The sequence below is a fragment of the Vibrio sp. RW genome (genome assembly GCF_027587105.1).
In the GTDB taxonomy this organism is placed as follows: domain Bacteria; phylum Pseudomonadota; class Gammaproteobacteria; order Enterobacterales; family Vibrionaceae; genus Vibrio; species Vibrio toranzoniae.
On the sequence record NZ_JAPPTM010000002.1, the window covers coordinates 73944 to 93051 of the forward strand.

The 19108-nt window shown below is 44.5% G+C and carries 18 protein-coding genes; 14 read left to right on the plus strand and 4 right to left on the minus strand.

What is annotated here, in order from left to right; genetic code table 11:
• Positions 1-6: 6 nt before the first annotated feature.
• Complete coding sequence (gene galM / locus OCT63_RS01825) at positions 7-1086, plus strand: galactose-1-epimerase (RefSeq protein WP_269983079.1); 1080 nt, start codon at positions 7-9, stop codon at positions 1084-1086.
• Between the two features lie 224 nt (positions 1087-1310).
• On the opposite strand, the gene OCT63_RS01830 is transcribed toward galM, so the two are convergent.
• Positions 1311-2309, minus strand: a complete 999-nt coding sequence (locus OCT63_RS01830; protein WP_060468384.1) for a substrate-binding domain-containing protein — start codon at positions 2307-2309, stop codon at positions 1311-1313.
• Between the two features lie 199 nt (positions 2310-2508).
• Between OCT63_RS01830 and OCT63_RS01835 the strand changes: the two genes are divergently transcribed.
• Complete coding sequence (locus OCT63_RS01835) at positions 2509-2841, plus strand: tRNA-binding protein (protein WP_060468383.1); 333 nt, start codon at positions 2509-2511, stop codon at positions 2839-2841.
• A 46-nt stretch (positions 2842-2887) separates the two neighbouring features.
• Here the strand turns inward: OCT63_RS01835 and OCT63_RS01840 are convergent, their stop codons facing one another.
• Positions 2888-3442: a gamma-glutamylcyclotransferase family protein gene (locus OCT63_RS01840; RefSeq protein ID WP_060468382.1), complete on the minus strand. Its 555-nt coding sequence runs from the start codon at positions 3440-3442 to the stop codon at positions 2888-2890.
• A gap of 286 nt (positions 3443-3728) precedes the next feature.
• Between OCT63_RS01840 and OCT63_RS01845 the strand changes: the two genes are divergently transcribed.
• Positions 3729-4913: an NnrS family protein gene (locus OCT63_RS01845; protein ID WP_161687203.1), complete on the plus strand. Its 1185-nt coding sequence runs from the start codon at positions 3729-3731 to the stop codon at positions 4911-4913.
• A 178-nt stretch (positions 4914-5091) separates the two neighbouring features.
• Positions 5092-5409: a DUF3622 domain-containing protein gene (locus OCT63_RS01850; protein WP_161673883.1), complete on the plus strand. Its 318-nt coding sequence runs from the start codon at positions 5092-5094 to the stop codon at positions 5407-5409.
• A gap of 183 nt (positions 5410-5592) precedes the next feature.
• Here OCT63_RS01850 and OCT63_RS01855 read toward each other — a convergent pair whose 3' ends face one another.
• The gene (locus tag OCT63_RS01855; RefSeq protein WP_269983080.1) at positions 5593-6639 is read right to left on the minus strand and encodes a succinylglutamate desuccinylase/aspartoacylase family protein; all 1047 of its coding nucleotides are present in this window, start codon (positions 6637-6639) and stop codon (positions 5593-5595) included.
• 270 nt (positions 6640-6909) lie between these two features.
• Between OCT63_RS01855 and OCT63_RS01860 the strand changes: the two genes are divergently transcribed.
• Entirely contained in the window at positions 6910-7449 is a 540-nt protein-coding gene (locus tag OCT63_RS01860; protein WP_269983081.1) for a DUF3332 family protein, read from the plus strand.
• 353 nt (positions 7450-7802) lie between these two features.
• Here the strand turns inward: OCT63_RS01860 and OCT63_RS01865 are convergent, their stop codons facing one another.
• Complete coding sequence (locus OCT63_RS01865) at positions 7803-9275, minus strand: aminoacyl-histidine dipeptidase (RefSeq protein WP_269983082.1); 1473 nt, start codon at positions 9273-9275, stop codon at positions 7803-7805.
• A gap of 1059 nt (positions 9276-10334) precedes the next feature.
• Between OCT63_RS01865 and OCT63_RS01870 the strand changes: the two genes are divergently transcribed.
• From OCT63_RS01870 to OCT63_RS01910, 9 genes are all read left to right on the plus strand, one after another.
• Positions 10335-11624, plus strand: a complete 1290-nt coding sequence (locus OCT63_RS01870) for an NCS2 family permease (RefSeq protein WP_060468376.1) — start codon at positions 10335-10337, stop codon at positions 11622-11624.
• 84 nt (positions 11625-11708) lie between these two features.
• Entirely contained in the window at positions 11709-12173 is a 465-nt protein-coding gene (gene tet(34) / locus OCT63_RS01875; protein WP_017056245.1) for an oxytetracycline resistance phosphoribosyltransferase domain-containing protein Tet(34), read from the plus strand.
• An 89-nt stretch (positions 12174-12262) separates the two neighbouring features.
• On the plus strand, positions 12263-13516 hold the full coding sequence (gene frsA, locus OCT63_RS01880) for an esterase FrsA (RefSeq protein ID WP_017056246.1): 1254 nt from the start codon (positions 12263-12265) through the stop codon (positions 13514-13516).
• 144 nt (positions 13517-13660) lie between these two features.
• The gene (gene crl, locus OCT63_RS01885; protein WP_060468374.1) at positions 13661-14050 is read left to right on the plus strand and encodes a sigma factor-binding protein Crl; all 390 of its coding nucleotides are present in this window, start codon (positions 13661-13663) and stop codon (positions 14048-14050) included.
• 122 nt (positions 14051-14172) lie between these two features.
• Positions 14173-15312: a glutamate 5-kinase gene (gene proB, locus OCT63_RS01890; RefSeq protein ID WP_269983083.1), complete on the plus strand. Its 1140-nt coding sequence runs from the start codon at positions 14173-14175 to the stop codon at positions 15310-15312.
• 66 nt (positions 15313-15378) lie between these two features.
• Positions 15379-16629 carry a glutamate-5-semialdehyde dehydrogenase gene (locus tag OCT63_RS01895; protein ID WP_269983084.1) on the plus strand — a complete coding sequence of 417 codons (1251 nt, stop codon included), beginning with the start codon at positions 15379-15381 and terminating at the stop codon, positions 16627-16629.
• 154 nt (positions 16630-16783) lie between these two features.
• Positions 16784-17233, plus strand: coding sequence for a transcriptional regulator NrdR (gene nrdR, locus OCT63_RS01900; RefSeq protein WP_004734394.1), 450 nt, complete (start codon positions 16784-16786; stop codon positions 17231-17233).
• Positions 17234-17273: 40 nt separating this feature from the next.
• The gene (gene ribD, locus OCT63_RS01905; RefSeq protein WP_269983085.1) at positions 17274-18353 is read left to right on the plus strand and encodes a bifunctional diaminohydroxyphosphoribosylaminopyrimidine deaminase/5-amino-6-(5-phosphoribosylamino)uracil reductase RibD; all 1080 of its coding nucleotides are present in this window, start codon (positions 17274-17276) and stop codon (positions 18351-18353) included.
• A 69-nt stretch (positions 18354-18422) separates the two neighbouring features.
• A complete protein-coding gene (locus tag OCT63_RS01910) occupies positions 18423-19079 on the plus strand; it encodes a riboflavin synthase (RefSeq protein ID WP_060468371.1) in 657 nt (218 codons plus the stop codon).
• Positions 19080-19108: the final 29 nt, after the last annotated feature.

Sequence of the window (19108 nt, forward strand, 5' to 3'; positions counted from 1 at the left end):
TTTAGAATGACACAAGCGCAGAACCTGCATCAATCCATGACAGAAACTGCAGCCTATGATGGCCAACCTGCTCAGTTAGTTACCTTGTCCAACGAGCATGGCATGCAAGTAACTTTCATGGATATTGGCGCAACGTGGTTGAGCTGTATCTTGCCAGTAAAAGGAAGCAGACGAGAAGTGCTATTGGGTGTGAATTCAATGGAGAACTTCGAGAAGCAAGCCAGTTATATGGGGGCAACAGTCGGTCGTTATGCTAACCGTATTGCCAATGGTCGTTTCAAAATTGATGGTAAGAATTACAAGCTAGAAACGAACCAAGCGGGAAATACCTTACACGGTGGCCCGAATGGTTTTGATAAACGTCGCTGGAATATTGCTGAGCAAACTGAAACATCGGTTGTGTTTAGTTTGGTGTCAGCGGATGGAGACCAAGGTTTTCCGGGTAATTTGAACGTGTCGGTTCGTTATGAAATCACCGAAGATAATCGAGTCTCTATCGATTACACAGCCAACACTGATAAACCAACCGTAGTTAACCTGACTAATCATACCTACTTCAATCTGCTCGGTGCAGAAGCAGGGCACGATTGCTTGTCTCACATTGTAAGTATCAACGCGTCTCAGTTCTTACCAACCAACTCTGTCGGCATTCCATTAGGCAACTTGAAATCGGTGAAATCGACCAGCTTCGACTTCACTCAGCCTATGATGATCTCAGAGCGTTTATTAGGTGATGAACAACAGAAAGCCGCCAAGGGTTACGATCACTCTTTCTTATTGGCTGACGGCTGTAAACGCACTCAATGTGCCGCGACCGTGACTTCGCCAGATGCGCTGGTCACCTTAAAAGTATTTTCAACCAAACCTGCTATGCAGCTATACACCGGAAACTGGCTTGGTGGCACACCAAACCGAAGTGGTGGCAGTTATGAAGATTACGCAGGGTTGGCATTAGAAACCCAGTTCTTACCTGACTCTCCTAACCACCCAGAGTGGAAGCAGGACAGTTGTATTCTCCAGCCTGAACAAGAATACAACTACCGTACCTGCTACCAGTTTGAATTTTCGGGGGATTCTTCAAGCTAGTACGCTCTAGCTCAAAGCGGTGATGCCAAGTTCTTTTGTTGATTTATGAATAGAGTGGTGTGATTGATTACGCTGCTCTTGGGGGGATGAACAAAAGTGGCACCTAGCAATCGGCGACCTAATATGGGAGCGATTGTTGGGTACGAGAGTAAGGTAGGAAAGCCCTAATAGAAGCGACTCTGTTAGGGCTTTTTTTCGTTTGCTGTTTGGTCAGTGACCAGAGCTTAGATTTTTTCTACTGAATTACGGCGCACCAAAGTCGGCGAGAACATCATTGGCTCAGCCGAGGTATCTTCACCTTTGGCTAGGTTCAAGGCAAGTCGTGTTGCTTTCTCAGCCATCATTTGAATTGGGTAACGAATCGTCGTCAGCTTTGGATGAACATAGCGAGCAATTAAGCCATCATCGAATCCGATAATCGACATCTTCTCTGGCGCTTGGATTCCGTTTTCATCGAGTACCGACAAAGCACCCGCCGCCATGTAATCGTTGTAAGCCACAATGCCTGTGATTGGCAGTGACTTAGTCAGCAGGTTCGTCATCGCATATTCGCCACCGTCACTGGTTGGTAGAGCCTGTTCAACATAGCTTTCAGACAACTCAATACCATACTCTTTTAGCGCGGCTTGGTAGCCTTCAACACGCTCGTTGGCATCTTCAATGCTTGAAGAGGAGGCGATACACGCAATGTTTTTATGACCATGACGGATTAAGTATTCAGTCGCGAGGAAGGCGCCTTTCTTGTTATCTAGGAAGATACAGCGATTGGCAATTTCTTCGATGTAACGGTTGATCAGCACTAAGCCTTTTACTTCTTTAGAATAAGCAATTAGCTCCTCGTCAGTTAGGCCTTTCGAGTGAATGATTAGCGCATCACAACGGCTGTTGAACAGCAGTTCAATTGCTTGTTGCTCTTCTTCACGATTGTGAGAACCATTGCCCACCAAGATGTGTTTGCCGTTCTCTCTTGCAACGTTGTCGACCGACTTAACTAGCGTGCCGAAGAAAGGATCGGAAATATCACCAACCAATACACCGACGGTATTGGTGCTTTGGCTGACAAGCGCACGGGCATTGGCATTCGGGCGATAGCCGAGCTTTGCCATGGCTTTCGTTACCGATTCAATAGAGCTCGCACTGGCCTTCGGAGATTTGTTGATCACCCGAGATACGGTTGCGACTGATACACCGGATTCTTTTGCGACATCTTTAATTGTTGCCATTTTTAACCTCTATACATTGCTGCATCTATTTAACACCGACAATGAGAGCAAGGCAACGAAACTCTCATTTTACTTCCAGCAATGAGATCTTTACCACTTGTAATTATTAGGCTTAATGCTAGTGTAAACGTTTGTCATTTACTTAATTTTAGTAAACTTAATTGATAAGTAATAAATCAATCAATATAGGAAGTGAGAAATGGATATTGTCTCTTATGGCGACTTTGCTAAGTTAGAAATGCGTGTGGGTAAGATCATTGAGGTTGTGCGTCATGAAAACGCCGACAAGCTTTACATCGTGCAAGTGGATGTGGGGGACAAGACGCTGCAAACGGTGACCAGCCTAGTCCCTTACTACACAGAAGAAGAGTTGATGGGTAAGCAGGTTGTTGTTTTGTGCAATCTAGCAAAGGCGAAGATGAGAGGCCACACTTCTGAGTGCATGTTGCTGTGTGCAGAAACGGAAGATGAATCTGAAAGTGTATTGCTAACACCAGAACGTGCGATGCCTGCAGGTATTCGTGTCGTTTAAGCTCGCTTTAGGTTGGTGAGTCAATGTGTTCACCAACCTAAATCAACTAGCTGCGCACGGTCAGTATCAAACCATCAATCACACTGTGGTGGTGATCGGAAACGCCAGCAAGGTTGCCGTATTTAGGCTGGTGGCGATCATTTTCTAATGGGTGGTGCCAACCTTGTGTATGTTCCACAAAGTGCGCGGCAAAGCTTTCAGACACTTCTAAACACCCGGCCATAACGGTATCGACGTAGGTTTGAACGATAGGACTATTTTCACAAGGCGCTGTAATATCGTCTTTAATGTATACCCAGATCGATTGATCCTGTTTGAAGTCAGTTTGGCTCTCTATCTGATCGGCTTTTAACTCGATTCGGTGATAACCACGTTCACGGCGATCAAACTCAGCCAAGGCTACATCATCGACTTCAAGCAAAACACCATTCACTTGCCCTTCACCAAGATTGACGATCAAAGGTGATAACACATAGCTGTCGTCGATCTTACTCCAGTGACGCACTAAGCCATGAACAATCGCAGGGATCGCTTGCCCAGTTTGACCAGTAAGTTGACGTGAGGATGAGTTGATCAAACTGCCATAACCAAAAATATACATCGCGTTCCCTGTCTGAGTTTTTTCATTTAAGTCTAACCTTACTATATGTGTCGCAATCGCAAAAGTCAGTAAGTTTTTATTTATACATCTATATGTCTTTATGACTCTTTTTGTTGTGTTTTTTTGACTTATTTATTGGCTAGTGAATCTTGTGAGTAGCTGTTTTACGGGCTTTATCGAATTGGCGCGTTTAATGCAGTGTGATCAGCAGATTGCATCGAATTTGATGCAAACCAAATTGGGTTTAGGTAATACCTTAGCCACTATCTGAGAATTAGGAGCGAGTTTGTTAAATATCACAGATAAAAGTGTAGAAGACGCGATTCCAGCCTACCTGCGTTTAGGCTTTCGACCATTCTTCTTTTTAGGCAGCCTCTATGCCGTGATTGCGATTGTGGCTTGGGTCATCATGTTCCAAAACGGTCAGCCAGAAATGCTAAAAGTACCGGCACTGTGGTGGCACGTGCATGAGATGCTGTTTGGTTTTTCGATGGCGATTGTTGTCGGCTTTGTACTTACTGCCGTGCAAACTTGGACGGGGGTCAATGGTACCAAGCATTATCGATTAGCTGTGCTAGTCGGATTGTGGTTGGCGCCTCGTATTCTGTTTTGGACACCAGCGCCGTTATGGCTGATCTCATCGGTTGAGGCGCTGTTCTTAATCTTCGCGGCTTACGAGATCGGTTTTCGTGTCGTGAAGTCGAAAGGTTGGAAGAACTTGTTCTTCGTGCCGCTGTTTATATTGGCTATCGTGGCGAACTTTGCGAGCTACGCGACCATTAAAGGTATGCCTCCGTTCCCATCGTCAGCGGTATGGCAAGCGATGTTGTGGTGGTTTACGTTATTGCTGTCTGTAATGGGCGGACGAGTGATTCCATTCTTTACCGCTCGTCGCTTCGACTTTGAGAAGGCGCAGCCATTGGTGTGGTTGGAATGGTTGGCAAACTTGCCTTTGGTAGGACTGTTTGTTTTGAGCTTCTTCCCACTCACCTTTGCTCAAGTAGGTAATGAGCTAATGGTGTTTGCTGGCGTGACTCAGTTAGTCCGCTTTATCCGTTGGAAGCCTTGGACAACATTATCTGAGCCTTTAGTGTGGTCACTGCATGCGGCTTACTTGTGTATCCCTTTAAGCTTGCTGCTCAGAGCTTTATTAGACAACCCATTTGCCAGCCACAACATGCTGCACTTGTTTGCGATTGGCGGTCTGAGTGGGTTAATTCTTGCGATGATTACGCGCGTGACCATGGGGCACACCGGTCGTGCGATTTACAAAGGACCAAGCATGGCACTAGCCTTCTCAGCGATTTTTATTGCCGCGCTAGTTCGTAGCTTAGGCGTGACTTTCTTCCCGGCTTATCTGTTTGAGATGGTTAACCTCAGTGCAGGCTTATGGACGTTGGCGTTCGGTCTGTTTATTTGGAAATTTGGCATGATGCTACTAACACCGCGAGTGGATGGTCATCCGGGCTAAGTTAATTTCAGTCTATACAGCATTGGAGTGTGATCCGCTGCAAATATTTGCAGCAATATTCATTGATTTGTGCTCTAATATCGCGCTTACCAAGGGATGGTGTTGAAAGATGCTCACTTAGATGGAGTTATCAAAGTTGACCGATCCCTTAATGATCTCCCTTAGGAAAAAATAGAACATGTCTAAGAACAAAAAATTTGATATCCGCATTACAGAAAAACGCAACGGTTGGTGTGCAGAGATTACTCGTCAAGTAACGTCTCGCAGTACAACAGTATCTAAGCGTGAGTCTGGTTTCGAAACTGAAGCTCTTGCACAAGAGTGGGCAGAGAAAGAGCTAGCCTCTTTCATCGCAAACCAAGCTGAACGTAACGAGCGTAAATCAGAACAGCGTAAAGAGCGTGACGAACTACGTCACACTAAAGAGCTTAAAGCTGAGCAAGTACGTGAAGCACGCGCTAAAGCTCGTGCAGAAGAGCAAGAAGACGCTGAGTAATTCGGTGCACGATTAATTTATAGGTCCCTTAATTTTAAGATAAGGGACCTATATAAACAAAAGCCCCAATATAGTCACTTATATTGGGGCTTTTTCGTGTGTGGAGTCCGTTTTCAATTTTGTCTAGGGCGATTGTTTTTGACTTGTCGCTGTTAGATTTTAATTGCGAATACAACAACCCGATCAGTTGTTGAGCGCAGTTAGCCAATCGTCTTCTGCTACTTCTTCAATGTAGCTCTCTACAGATTGTCCCACTTCTTCATCGTCTTGCTTGAAGTAAGCGATGTGGAACACAGCATCACCTTCGTTCACTAAAGGCAGAGTCTGCTGACCAATCACGATACCGCCTTTGGTCGTGATCACTTGACCTTCTTGGTGACCCAATGGAGAACTAATGTAAGCCAGAGTTTGCCCGGCTTCAACTTGTTCACCAAGCCCTACCATATTACGCAAGATGCCGTCTGATTCAGCGCGGATCCAACTGGTCGATTTACTCAATACTGGCTCTGGCAACTTCTTATGATTCGGGCGCAACATACCGATTTCTTTCATAACTTGGTGAGCGCCAAGGTAACCGGCACGGATCGCTAAGGGATCAAAACGCAAAGCTTCACCACCTTCGTAAGTCAATACAGGAATCCCCAGCTTTTCGGCTTCGCTACGCAGTGAGCCGTCACGTAGGGGGGAATCAATGATCACTGGCGTTGCAAACGCTTTGGCAATGCGCAGTGTTTCGAGGTTCGACAGGTTTGCACGAATCTGTGGCAGGTTCGTACGGTGAATCGCCCCCGTGTGTAGATCCAAGATGTAATCACAATGCTTCGCCACGTTCTCGAAGAAAGTGTGAGCGATACGTGATGTTAGCGATCCTTTCTCACTACCTGGGAAACAACGGTTTAGGTCACGACGGTCTGGTAGGTAACGAGACTTATGGATGAAGCCGAACACGTTAACGATCGGCACAACAATCAAGGTACCTTTCAACTTCTTCGGATCGATAGCATTGGTTAACTGTCGGGCAATCTCGACACCATTTAATTCATCGCCGTGGATCGCTGCGTTTACCATCAGTGTTGGACCCGCTTGGCGACCGTGAATGATTTCAATCGGGATCGAAAGTGGAGAGTGTGTATAAAGCTGAGCTGCTTGCAGTTCAATTTCCATTCGTTGCCCTGGCTGAACAGTATAACCAAGTAATTCGAATGGTTGATTAGGTTTTAGTCTTGCCATTTAGGTTGTTCTCAACATGGTGATAATTCGTTAACACGGAATGTATCAATCGTTGATTTTTAGTACGAATCAATCACTTTACGGTCACGACAAAAGATTTTTATGAAGGGGCTTATGAATTGGTTTCAATTTTTTACTGGGCTAATTATAGGGCGTTTCAAATTGTGAATTTCCTAACAATACATTGATTTAACTCTGATGTTGGTCGTTAGCTAGCTTGGTAATATTCATCGCCATTTTTTACGGCCAAATTCAAATATCGAGATAAAAATGAAAAAAACAATTTCAAAAGTCGTAGCACTGGCGGTGGTTTCTGTCGCTTTATCTGGTTGTGTTGGTAGTAACGCAGTAACGGGTTACTTAATGAAGTTTAATGTTAAGGCTGTTGATAACCGTTACGCACGTGGTGGTTTGAACATGCTACTTGCACCAGCTTACGGCCTAACGATTGCTGCCGATTACCTGGTATTCAATTCACTAGAGTTCTGGACGGGTAGCAACCCACTAACGGGTTCTCCGCACATCTTTGATACAAAGACTGACACTTACCTAGACATCAATAACCAACTTGACCCGTCTCTAACGGAAGCGCCAATAGGCCCTATTACGAGTGTAGATGTGATTGAGAAAGGTCAAATGCAGCAAATTGATGAAAACACGATTCAAATGGACATCACTTACCAATCTGGTGAGCGTGCGACGTTAATCGGTGTTCGCGATGGCGAGATGGTGACGTACTTTATTGATGGCGAAGTCGTAGCACAAACTTCAATGGATGAGCTAGAAAGCTACGCGGCTACACGCGCTTAGTTATACCAATCGTAGTAAATAACTGGTCACCCTAGCTTGTTAAAAATCTCGATAACTGCGTTGTGATTTTTGATTGTAGAATAACTACTTATCAGAAAATCACGCCTTGTTCTCAAGCCTTTTTCCTGCGCTATTTCTGAACACTTACTTACTTACTTACTTACTTACTGTGATTGGTATTACTTCTTTAGTCACAAATAGTCGATTACAAAGATTAGATACAAAAACAGGTACTCATTGAGTACCTGTTCTATTTTGTCTCGGATAAACGGTGTTTACTGAAAAGTGCTATTTATTGAAGAGCCCATCCATTGGAAAACACCATTTACTGAAAAACACGGTAGCTAATCTACTTATGCTGTTTCTGGGATCGCTTCAAGCAATGCAACCATTTGGTTCCAGAATAGATCAACGGTATCAATCTTCACTTTCTCGTCTGGAGAGTGAGGGAATTTGATCGTTGGGCCGAAAGAAACCATATCCATGTTCGGGTAAGGTTCTTTGAATAGACCACACTCAAGACCAGCATGGATAACCATGATATTTGGCTTGTGACCGTAGATGCCTTCGTACATGTCGCGGAAGATGTGCATGATTTCGGAATCTGCGTCTGGTTTCCAACCTGGATAAGCACCAGAGAACGCGATGTTCGCACCTGCTAGTTCAGCAATAGAGTGAAGCATGCTTTCTACTTGGCTACGACCTGAGTCAATAAGGGAACGGATCAGGCAAAGCACTGTGATTGAATTCTCTTCTGTCGTGATCACACCTACGTTTAGAGATGTTTCCACAACACCTTCAATCTCGTCACTCATACGAATCACGCCGTTTGGTGCAGCGTTAAGTGCAGCGATAAAGCGCGTCTGTTCTGCTTGTGCAAGAGTACCCATTTCAACGGCGACTTCTTCGTTGAATGTTACGATGCTGTCTTCGATTTTACCTAGTTCAGTTGATAGAAGCTCGGTGTAGTAGTTGTATAGCGAAGCCAGTTCCTCTTGGTTTGCAGCAGGAACTGCAACCGTTACGAAACCTTCACGAGGAATTGCGTTACGAAGGCTACCACCTTTGAACTCTACGATGCGAAGGTCTAGCTTTTTTGCGTGACTTGCTAAGAAACGGGCAAGTAGTTTGTTTGCGTTTGCACGACCAGTATGGATGTCACAACCCGAGTGACCGCCTTTAAGGCCTTTAAGTGTTAGCTTGCGCGTTACGAAATCTGCAGGAATAGCATCTCGAGTGATGTCGAAAGTCATTGTACCGTCGATACCGCCAGCACAACCCATGTATACTTCACCTTCTTGCTCTGAATCGGTATTAAGAAGGATATCGCCTTCTAACCAACCCGCTTCAAGACCGAAAGCACCTGTCATTCCTGCTTCTTCATCTACAGTGAGTAGAACTTCGATAGGGCCGTGCTTGATTTCGTTTGAAGCAAGAACCGCTAGGCAAGAAGCCATGCCCATGCCGTTATCAGCGCCAAGTGTTGTGCCTTTTGCTGTAACCCACTCACCATCAATGTATGGCTGGATAGGATCTTTAGCGAAGTCGTGAACCGTGTCTTCGTTCTTTTGTGGAACCATATCGATGTGCGCTTGCAGCACCACACCTTTTTTGTTTTCCATGCCTGGCGTTGCAGGTTTAGTAATGAAGACGTTACCCGTTGGGTCGCGACGCACATTTAAACCTTGCTCTGTTGCCCAAGCAATAATGTATTGAGCTAGCTCTTCCTCATGCTTAGAAGGATGTGGGATTGAGCAAATCTTATCGAAGAACTGCCAAATAGGGGCAGGGGATAATTTACTGATCTCAGAATGGAATTCAGACACGGATGACTCCTTTTTTATTTGGTAACCATATATTTAGGATTCTTATGGGTAAAAACCTAGAACAAAAATCTAAAATATGGGTCTGTTTTGATGGTAACAGCATACCACTTGAGTGTTTTGACGAGTAGCGCTTCTAAACCTCAAACACCTCAAATTTTGAAAGCGACTTTGTCCATCCGATCATAACTAAGCACTTTGATGCTTATAAATAACCCAAATAAACGTTTGCCTGAGTCTTTTTTTGTAATTTAATTACATTTATGAGTTTGAGTGGTGATCTTATTTAGTTAAAAGTGTGACGTGGCGCAATAAAAAGTTGTAATATTTTTTCTTTAGGGTATATTAATAACCAACTTCTAAGGTGAAGAGTAAATGCTCAAAGGATGAGTCCGTTTTATCGCCTCCAAGGAACCGAGAAATCAAATTCGTTTTTTATTGATTTATTAAGGTGATAGTTATGAAAGGTTTACCATCTGCAATGTTCTGGCTTAACAGCTCTGTTTACACTAGCAACTTTGCATACCCTACAAGCTTTGGTTACTAATACCGTAAGCATGTAACTCGAACAGTTTTGTTCACCCCTATATATTGGAATTCTTTTACAACCCTTTTGGTTGACAGATTCTACCGCCACTCAGTTTTGAGTGGCGTTTTTTTTGCCTGCTACTTTTCCAAACCGCTTTAGCTTGTCATTTTCCCCTGCTGTTCTGCATGGTTGTTTTTTAAACGCCGAAATATCAATTTGCGCCTGATTACTGATCTTGTTGAAAAATACATAACTCTTGTGGGTTTGAATTCAGAGTTAAATGGCTAGATTCTCTATCAAAATAATTGATGGTCGAAAAAGTAACCAAGAACTTCCATCATGAATAATAGTATTAATTAACTGTTTATTATGATTATTTTCTCTAGTTACCTTCCTTTTTAATCGCTTTGTTTCATAAAGTATTCTGATAAATATCGATTAGAGCCTTAATTCTATCTGGAATTTGTTATTTGATAACTTTATAATCCACGGCCAATCGATTACGCAACCGTTTACTCTTATAGGATTCGATAATGTTCGAAAAGCTATTCAAACTCAGTGAAAATGGCACCAATGTGCGCACTGAAATCATCGCAGGTCTAACAACCTTCCTAACAATGGCTTACATTATTTTTGTAAACCCAATGATTCTAGCTGACGCAGGGATGGACCATGGCGCTGTATTTGTAGCAACCTGTTTAGCGGCTGCTATTGGCTGTTTTATCATGGGCTTTGTTGCTAACTACCCAATTGCTCAAGCACCAGGTATGGGGCTGAATGCATTCTTTACTTACGCTGTTGTAATGGGTATGGGTTATACGTGGCAAGTTGCTTTGGCAGCGGTTTTCGTATCGGGCGTAATCTTCATTTTCTTAAGTATCTTTAAGATCCGTGAATGGATTATCAACTCTATCCCTATGTCTCTGCGTGTAGGTATCTCTGCGGGTATTGGTCTTTTCCTTGCGTTTATTGCTCTTAGCAATGCTGGCATCGTTGTTTCTAACCCAGCAACCAAGGTTTCACTTGGTGATATTACCGCGATTGCCCCAACCCTAGGCGCACTTGGCTTTTTCCTTACGATTGCTCTTGTTCATCGTGGTGTGAAAGGCGCAGTAATGATCGCTATTCTAGCTATCACGGCTCTTGGTATTGTCATTGGTGATGTTCAATACGGTGGCATCATGTCTACACCACCAAGCCTAGCACCAACGTTCATGCAGCTTGATTTCTCTGCGGTATTTGAAATAGGTATGATTTCAGTCGTATTCGCATTCTTGTTCGTCGATTTGTTCGATACTGCGGGTACTTTGGTGGGGGTTGCAACGAAAGCAAACTTAATCAAGGAAGACGGTAAACTTCCTCGTTTAAACAAAGCACTGCTTGCTGACTCAACAGCAACGTCTATTGGTGCATTGCTAGGTACATCAAACACGACTTCTTATGTTGAAAGTGTTGCAGGCGTAGCTGAAGGCGGTCGTACAGGTCTAACTGCGGTTGTAGTTGGTATCTTATTCCTACTGGCTCTTTTCTTCTCGCCACTTGCAGGTATGATTCCGGCTTACGCAACATCAGGCGCATTGTTCTATGTAGCTATTTTGATGATGTCTGGCCTCGTGGGCATTGATTGGCGTGATCTTACGGAAGCTGCACCTGTCGTGGTAACATGTCTGCTTATGCCGCTGACATACTCTATCGCTGAGGGTATTTCACTTGGTTTCATCGCTTACGCTGTCATTAAGCTGCTTAGTGGTAAAGGTCGCGACGTTTCACCTGCAGTGTGGGTAATGTCGGCTATCTTTATTCTTAAATACATTTTCGCTTAATCGTCTAGATTTCTGCTTAACCGCTGAAGAGGCTATGTTTAGCATAGCCTCTAATAACATGACAAAATTATTAGGTTTTATACTATGAGCAACAAATTCGTTATCACTTGGGACAACATGCAGACTTACTGCCGTCAACTAGCTGAAAAGCAAATGCCAGCAGAGCAGTGGAAAGGTATCTGGGCGGTCAGCCGTGGTGGTTTGGTTCCTGGCGCAATCTTGGCTCGTGAATTGGGTATTCGTCACGTAGATACGATTTGTATCTCGAGCTACGACCACGATCACCAACGTGATATGACAGTCGTTAAAGCTCCTGAAGGTGACGGTGAAGGTTTCTTAATCGTTGAAGATCTTGTTGATAGTGGTGACACTGCACGCAAGCTTCGCGAAATGTACCCTAAAGCGAAATTAATCGCAGTATGTGCAAAACCATCTGGTGCGCATTTACTCGACGAATACATTGTTGATATCCCTCAAGACACATGGATTGAGCAACCTTGGGATACGAGCCTAAGCTACGTTGAGCCAGTAAATCGCAAGTCAAAATAAGCGCAAGCTAAATTTTTTGAGAAATGACCCATCATAGGGTCATTTTTTTTTATATGATGAGTGACAACCATTTCTTATTAAGTATTCCAATGTCTGAATCAAAAGAAACGAGCTCAAACCTTTCGGAAACCTTGTTTGTTAAGCATAAGCAGGCCAAAGAGACCTCAATGCTAACGTGTTACATGCCCAGCTCCGAAGCGTTGCTCGGCGAGAAGCGTAAGCAGCACAATTCATCATGGTACCGAAACTTAAGACGTCTGCAGTGGGTATGGCAAGGGGTGAATCCAATAGAGCAAGAAGCTGTATTGGCTCGAATTGCGTCATCAAAGAACTCCCGAACTACTGATGAGTGGTTAGACACTGTGATGGGTTACCGCAGCGGTAACTGGGCGTACGAGTGGACTAAGCTAGGCATGCAGCACCAAAATAGTTCGAATGAAAAAAGTGGTGAAGAGATGGCAGAAGAATTGTTCTCTGCATCTTTGTGCTTCAGCATTGCGGGCTACCCACATCTTAAGAACGACAGCCTTGCAGTCCAGGCTCAAGTATTGGCGAACGCCGCTTATTCTGAAGCGATTAAGCATACCAAGCTGATCGTCAAACAGATTGAGGTGCCATACCAAAACAAGAAAATCAAAGCGAATTTGCATTTAACCAAAACGGACAAGCCACAACCCGTTGTGATTGTGAGTGCTGGCTTGGATAGCTTGCAAACTGATATGTGGCGCTTGTTTAGAGATTACTTAGCACCGAAGAACATTGCGATGCTAACCGTAGATATGCCATCGATAGGCCACAGTTCACACTGGCCACTAACCGAAGACTCTTCTTGTCTGCATCAAGCCGTGTTGAATGAACTGCCTAACATTCCGTGGGTGGATCATCATAAGGTCGGGTTATTTGGTTTCCGTTTTGGTGGCAATGCAATGGTGAGGCTATCTTTTATCGAACAGCGCAAGCTTAAAGCTTGTATCTCTTTAGGTGCTCCAATCCACGATATATTTGTTCATGCCGATAAGTTAAAGCAGATGCCTAAAATGCATTTGGATGTGTTGGCTTCTCGCCTTGGTAAAGGTGCGGTGGATATCAATAGCCTTTCTGGACAATTGATGGCGTGGTCGCTCAAAGTTCAAGGTTTGTTATCTAACAGTAAGACGAGTGTCCCTATTTTGGCATTGGCTTTGGAGGGCGACCCGGTGTCGCCACATACGGATAATCAACTGGTTGCTATTTACAGTGATTACGGTAAAGCGAAGAAAATCAAAACTAAATCAATTACACAAGGTTATGAGCAATCCCTCGAATTGGCGATAAAGTGGCTTGAGGATGAATTATTTAGGTGACATTTCTCCGAAATTAGTTAAGCATGAAAAGTGTACAGATTAAGTACCTGATACTCAGTGATTATTTATAAAATCAAAGGCTATTTAGCCGTTTGCTTTAAAGCTGAGTAACGTCATTCTTAACATTGAAGATGGAGATTCAATATGTCAGAAGTGACACAACAACCTACTCACTATCGTTTGCTTAATGTTTTAAAGGCTATTGGCCCTTACCTAAGAGAGCCGCAATCAAAAGAGGGGCACTATATTTTTGATTGTTTGTCTGTGTGTGTGAACGATAAAAAATCACCAGAAGAACGTGAGTTCTGGGGCTGGTGGTTGGAGCTAGATAAGTCGGAAGAGGGATATTCGGCGAAATACAACATCGGTAAATACAACACTGATGGTAATTGGGATTCTTTGCCACTGCCTAAGAAAGCGGTCACCGAAGTATCTCGAACTCAAGAAGCCTTTCATAAAAAGTTGGTTGATGAACTTCAAACTAAATTTGAAATCAGCGTTCAATTCGACGAAGAGTCTGTCGAATTCATCTGATTTTAAAGGTTAGTCTTCTCTATAAAGCAAAAAGGTGCGATTTCGCACCTTTTCTACTTGTGAATTTCCCTGTTGATTGCTAAAACATCACCTCTTATTTGTTTTTATCCATAAAAGACTTCATGACAATAAATCATCAAAGCGGGGCAACAACACAGCGTAAAACTGTCGTTGTTAAACTGGGTACCAGTGTCTTAACTGGTGGAACATTGGCATTAGATCGTGCTCACATGGTTGAGCTGGTTCGTCAATGTGCTGAATTAAAAAAACAAGGCCACTCAGTGGTTATGGTTTCGTCTGGCGCAATGGCTGCAGGGCGTGAGCACCTTGGTTACCCCGCACTTCCCAACTCAATGGCAAGCAAGCAGCTGCTGGCGGCCGTTGGGCAAAGCCAGTTGATTCAAGCTTGGGAGTCTTTGTTCGCTATTTATGGCCTTAAGATTGGCCAGATGCTGCTGACTCGCGCTGATCTTAATGATCGCGAGCGTTTTCTAAATGCACGAGACACGATTAATGCATTAGTCGACCACGATATTATCCCCGTGGTTAATGAAAATGACGCAGTAGCGACCAGCGAAATTAAAGTGGGTGATAACGATAACTTATCAGCATTGGTTGGTATTTTATGTGGCGCAGATAAGCTCCTTTTGTTAACCGATCAAAAAGGTCTGTTTACGGCAGACCCTCGTAAAGATCCAAATGCAGAGCTCATCAAAGAAGTAAAAACGATTGATGACACACTACGTAAGATCGCAGGTGGTAGTGGCACTACGTTGGGGACTGGCGGCATGGCAACCAAACTGCAGGCGGCTGATATTGCTCGTCGTGCTGGGATTGAAGTGATTATCGCGGCGGGCAGTGCTGAAAATGTGGTGTTCGACTCATTGAGTGACAGCCCACAAGGCACCCGTTTCTTGCCTTTAGCAGAAGCACTTGAGAACCGTAAACGTTGGATTTTAGCTGGCCCAGCTTCTGTCGGTCACATCGTGGTAGATGATGGCGCAGTCAATGCTGTACATACTAAAGGCAGTAGCTTGTTGGCTAAAGGGGTCGTTCGAGTTAAAGGCGAATTCTCTCGTGGTGAAGTCACTCAAGTCACAGATAGAAAAAGTAAAGTCATTGCGCGTGGCATCGCCAGTTATTCGAGCCAAGACCTAGCGAAAATAGCGGGTAAGCACAGTAAAGATATTGGCGACATCCTTGGTTACGATTACGGTTCAGAAGTCATTCACCGTGACGACCTTGTTGTAATCCAAGAATAGCTCGTGATGAGAAGGCGAATCGCCTTTTTGCATCCAAAGACAGACAGAATTTAGGGAGAGTTAAACGTGGATTTAACTAACATGGGGATTGCAGCAAAAGAGTCTGCTTTCCACCTAGCGACTGCATCAACGGCGCAGAAGAACAAGGCATTGGCGATTATTGCTGATGAGTTAGAAGCAAACGCAGCAACGATTTTAGAAGCGAATGCGAAAGATATCGAACTTGGTCGCGAAGCGGGTCTGACCGATGCACTGCTTGATCGCCTATTGTTGAACGAAGAACGCCTAACGGGTATCGCTAACGATGTACGTAATGTGATTAGCTTGAATGATCCGGTAGGTAGTGAGATTGACAGCAAAGTACTGGAAAACGGTATGTCACTGTCTCGTCGTCGCGTGCCACTTGGTGTGGTTGGTGTTATCTATGAAGCGCGTCCGAACGTAACCATCGATATTGCGGCACTGTGCCTGAAAACCGGTAACGCAAGCATCCTACGTGGTGGTAAAGAGACATTCTTCTCAAACATGGAGCTGGTCAAAGTAATCCAGTCTGCATTAGAGAAAGCGGAACTTCCTGCTGCATCGGTACAATACATCGAGAAACCCGATCGTGAACTTGTCTCTCAGTTGCTTAAATTAGATGATTACGTGGATATGATCATTCCTCGTGGTGGTGCTAGCCTGCACAAGATGTGTAAAGAGAATAGCACCATTCCAGTGATCATCGGTGGTTTCGGTATCAGTCATATTTTTGTTGATGAAAGCGCTGACCTTGAGAAGTCTGTTGATGTGGTTGAAAACTCTAAAGTTCAACGCCCATCTGCGTGTAATTCACTAGATACATTATTAATACACGAAGCGGTTGCTGAAGCCTTCCTAGCTAAGCTAACACAGCGTTTAGCGGGCAAGGTTACCTTGGTTGCTGACACTAGTGCAAAATTGATGCTAGCGGGTTTTGAAGACCAACGTGATGCAATTGAAGGTGACTTTGACACAGAATGGCTAAGCTACACGCTAGGCGTGAAAGTAGTCGCGGACGTGGCAGAAGCGATTGACCATATGCGCGTACACAACGCGAGCCACTCAGATGCGATCATGACGAATAGTCTAGAGAGCTCAGAGCGCTTTATTAACTCAGTCGGTTCAGCTGCAGTCTATGTGAATGCATCAACACGATTCACTGATGGCGCACAGTTTGGTTTGGGTGCAGAAGTTGCAGTCTCTACTCAGAAATTGCATGCTCGTGGCCCAATGGGTTTAGAAGAACTGACAAGCTACAAATGGGTCGGCAAAGCGAACTATTTGGTTCGTGGTTAACGTTCGCGTTAGTTTTTCTCCTCTGTTGATTTTAGAAATTGCTATCGAATAGCAATAATTAATGAATACCACACAAAAGGGCCTTAATTGGCCCTTTTTCTTTCCTAACGTTTGGCAATTCCGTTACACTAATATTCAATTATTTGGAGGTGATATGCATTGTCCTTTTTGTTCAGAGAACGACACTAAAGTAATCGATTCAAGACTGGTAGCCGATGGCCATCAGGTTCGTCGTCGCCGTCAATGCCTTGCGTGTAGTGAACGTTTTACGACGTTCGAATCGGCAGAACTTGTGATGCCAAAAGTCATCAAGTCGAATGGAAACCGCGAACCATTTAATGAAGATAAAATGGTAGGTGGTGTTCAGCGTGCCCTAGAAAAGCGCCCAGTGAGTGCTGATGCCATTGAACTTGCGATCAGTACGATTAAATCACAACTCCGTGCGACTGGTGAGCGTGAAGTACCAAGCGAGATGATTGGTAACCTTGTGATGGGCCAATTGAAAGAACTGGATAAAGTAGCGTACATCCGTTTTGCCTCTGTTTATCGCAGTTTTGAAGACATCCGAGAGTTTGGCGAAGAAATCGCTAAATTAGAGGACTAACCCTTCAATCATGCCGATTTTTACTCCCCTAGATTTTCAAATGATGTCGCGCGCTATTCAATTAGCGAAGCGCGGCATTTATACCACTGCACCAAACCCGAATGTGGGTTGTGTCATTGTGCAAACCGACGGCCAGATCGTCGGTGAAGGTTTTCATGCCAAAGCGGGCGAACCTCATGCCGAAGTGCATGCCATGCGAATGGCGGGTGACAAGGCAAAAGGCGCAACAGCTTACGTTACGCTAGAACCTTGTTCTCATTACGGTCGAACGCCGCCTTGTGCTGAAGGTTTGATTAAGGCTCAAGTTTCGAAAGTGATTTGCGCCATGCAGGACCCAAACCCTAAAGTCGCAGGTCGTGGTATCAACATGCTACGCGACGCGGGTATTGAGGTTGAAATCGGTTTGTTAGAGCAAGATGCTCTCGACTTGAACCCTGCATTTATCAAGCGTATGCAAACGGGCATGCCATTCGTTCAGTTAAAAATGGCGGCCAGCCTTGATGGGCAAACGGCACTAGCAAATGGTCAGAGCCAGTGGATAACATCGCCAGAATCGCGTCGTGACGTTCAGAACTACCGAGCAAAATCAGGCGCGGTGCTATCAACCAGCCAAACGGTGATTGAAGACAACGCGTCGTTGAATGTTCGTTGGGCTGAATTGCCAACCAGCGCTCAAACTCATTACGCTGAAGACGAGCTGCGTCAGCCGATTCGCGTGATTCTTGATCGCCAAAATCAACTGCGCCCTGAGCTCAAGTTATACCAGGCGCCAACATCGGTATTGAGAGTCGCTGAAGCCTCTGCTGATATTACCGTTGGAACAACGGATGTTGGTCAGCTGGACTTACACGATTTGATGCGTCAATTACCTGCGAATCATATCGACCATATTTGGGTTGAAGCGGGCGCCACGTTGGCAAAAAGCTTGATTGAAGCGCAGCTGGTGGATGAGCTAATCCTCTATTTAGCACCTAAACTTATGGGCAGCGACGGGCGAGGTTTGATGGGCGCATTAGGGCTCACCTCAATGTCTGATGTGATTGACCTAGAAATTAAAGATGTTCGACAAGTTGGTGTGGATATTCGCATCGTAGCGAAACCCGTATTACGAAACCGATAGTAACGAAACTATAGTGGAAATAAATCCGCTCACAACATACATGTCGTTGACAACAAAAAGAGTTTTTAAATGTTTACAGGAATTGTAGAAGCCGTTGGTACATTGAGTGCAATCACTCCCCGCGGAGAAGACATCACCGTAACGGTTAACGTGGGAAAGCTTGATATGGCTGACGTTCAGTTAGGCGATAGTATCGCTACCAATGGTGTGTGTTTGACGGTTGTTGAGTTCAATGACCATAGCTACAGTGCAGACCTTTCACTTGAAACCCTGAAAAAAACGGGTTTTGTGGATTACCAAGCTGGCGACAAGGTCAACCTAGAGAAAGCAATGTTACCGACGACGCGTTTCGGTGGCCACATCGTATCGGGTCACGTTGATGGTGTGGGCGAGATTGTTGAGCGTAACCAAGTAGGGCGTGCGATTGAGTTTTGGGTAGAAATGCCAGCTGAAATAGCAAAGTACGTAGCTCAAAAAGGTTCAGTCACGGTTGATGGTATTAGCCTGACTGTGAATGATTTACGCAAGAATGCCTTTAAGTTGACTATCGTTCCTCACACCTCTTCAGAAACCACCATTGATCAATTCAATGTTGGTCGTAAAGTGAATCTAGAAGTCGATGTATTAGCGCGCTACATGGAGCGTCTACTACAAGGCCAACAGCAAGAGTCTGAGCCTGAATCTCGATTGACGATGGAATTCTTACAGCAGAATGGTTTTGCTTAAAAGTTTGTACAAAGCGGGCTAAATCCCGC

Excerpts from the sequence above, each read along its gene's own strand:
- galM (WP_269983079.1), top strand. The coding sequence starts at position 7 with ATGACACAAGCGCAGAACCTGCATCAATCCATGACAGAAACTGCAGCC.
- OCT63_RS01830 (WP_060468384.1), bottom strand. The coding sequence starts at position 2,309 with ATGGCAACAATTAAAGATGTCGCAAAAGAATCCGGTGTATCAGTCGCA.
- OCT63_RS01835 (WP_060468383.1), top strand. The coding sequence starts at position 2,509 with ATGGATATTGTCTCTTATGGCGACTTTGCTAAGTTAGAAATGCGTGTG.
- OCT63_RS01840 (WP_060468382.1), bottom strand. The coding sequence starts at position 3,442 with ATGTATATTTTTGGTTATGGCAGTTTGATCAACTCATCCTCACGTCAA.
- OCT63_RS01850 (WP_161673883.1), top strand. The coding sequence starts at position 5,092 with ATGTCTAAGAACAAAAAATTTGATATCCGCATTACAGAAAAACGCAAC.
- OCT63_RS01855 (WP_269983080.1), bottom strand. The coding sequence starts at position 6,639 with ATGGCAAGACTAAAACCTAATCAACCATTCGAATTACTTGGTTATACT.
- OCT63_RS01860 (WP_269983081.1), top strand. The coding sequence starts at position 6,910 with ATGAAAAAAACAATTTCAAAAGTCGTAGCACTGGCGGTGGTTTCTGTC.
- OCT63_RS01870 (WP_060468376.1), top strand. The coding sequence starts at position 10,335 with ATGTTCGAAAAGCTATTCAAACTCAGTGAAAATGGCACCAATGTGCGC.
- frsA (WP_017056246.1), top strand. The coding sequence starts at position 12,263 with ATGTCTGAATCAAAAGAAACGAGCTCAAACCTTTCGGAAACCTTGTTT.
- crl (WP_060468374.1), top strand. The coding sequence starts at position 13,661 with ATGTCAGAAGTGACACAACAACCTACTCACTATCGTTTGCTTAATGTT.
- proB (WP_269983083.1), top strand. The coding sequence starts at position 14,173 with ATGACAATAAATCATCAAAGCGGGGCAACAACACAGCGTAAAACTGTC.
- nrdR (WP_004734394.1), top strand. The coding sequence starts at position 16,784 with ATGCATTGTCCTTTTTGTTCAGAGAACGACACTAAAGTAATCGATTCA.
- ribD (WP_269983085.1), top strand. The coding sequence starts at position 17,274 with ATGATGTCGCGCGCTATTCAATTAGCGAAGCGCGGCATTTATACCACT.
- OCT63_RS01910 (WP_060468371.1), top strand. The coding sequence starts at position 18,423 with ATGTTTACAGGAATTGTAGAAGCCGTTGGTACATTGAGTGCAATCACT.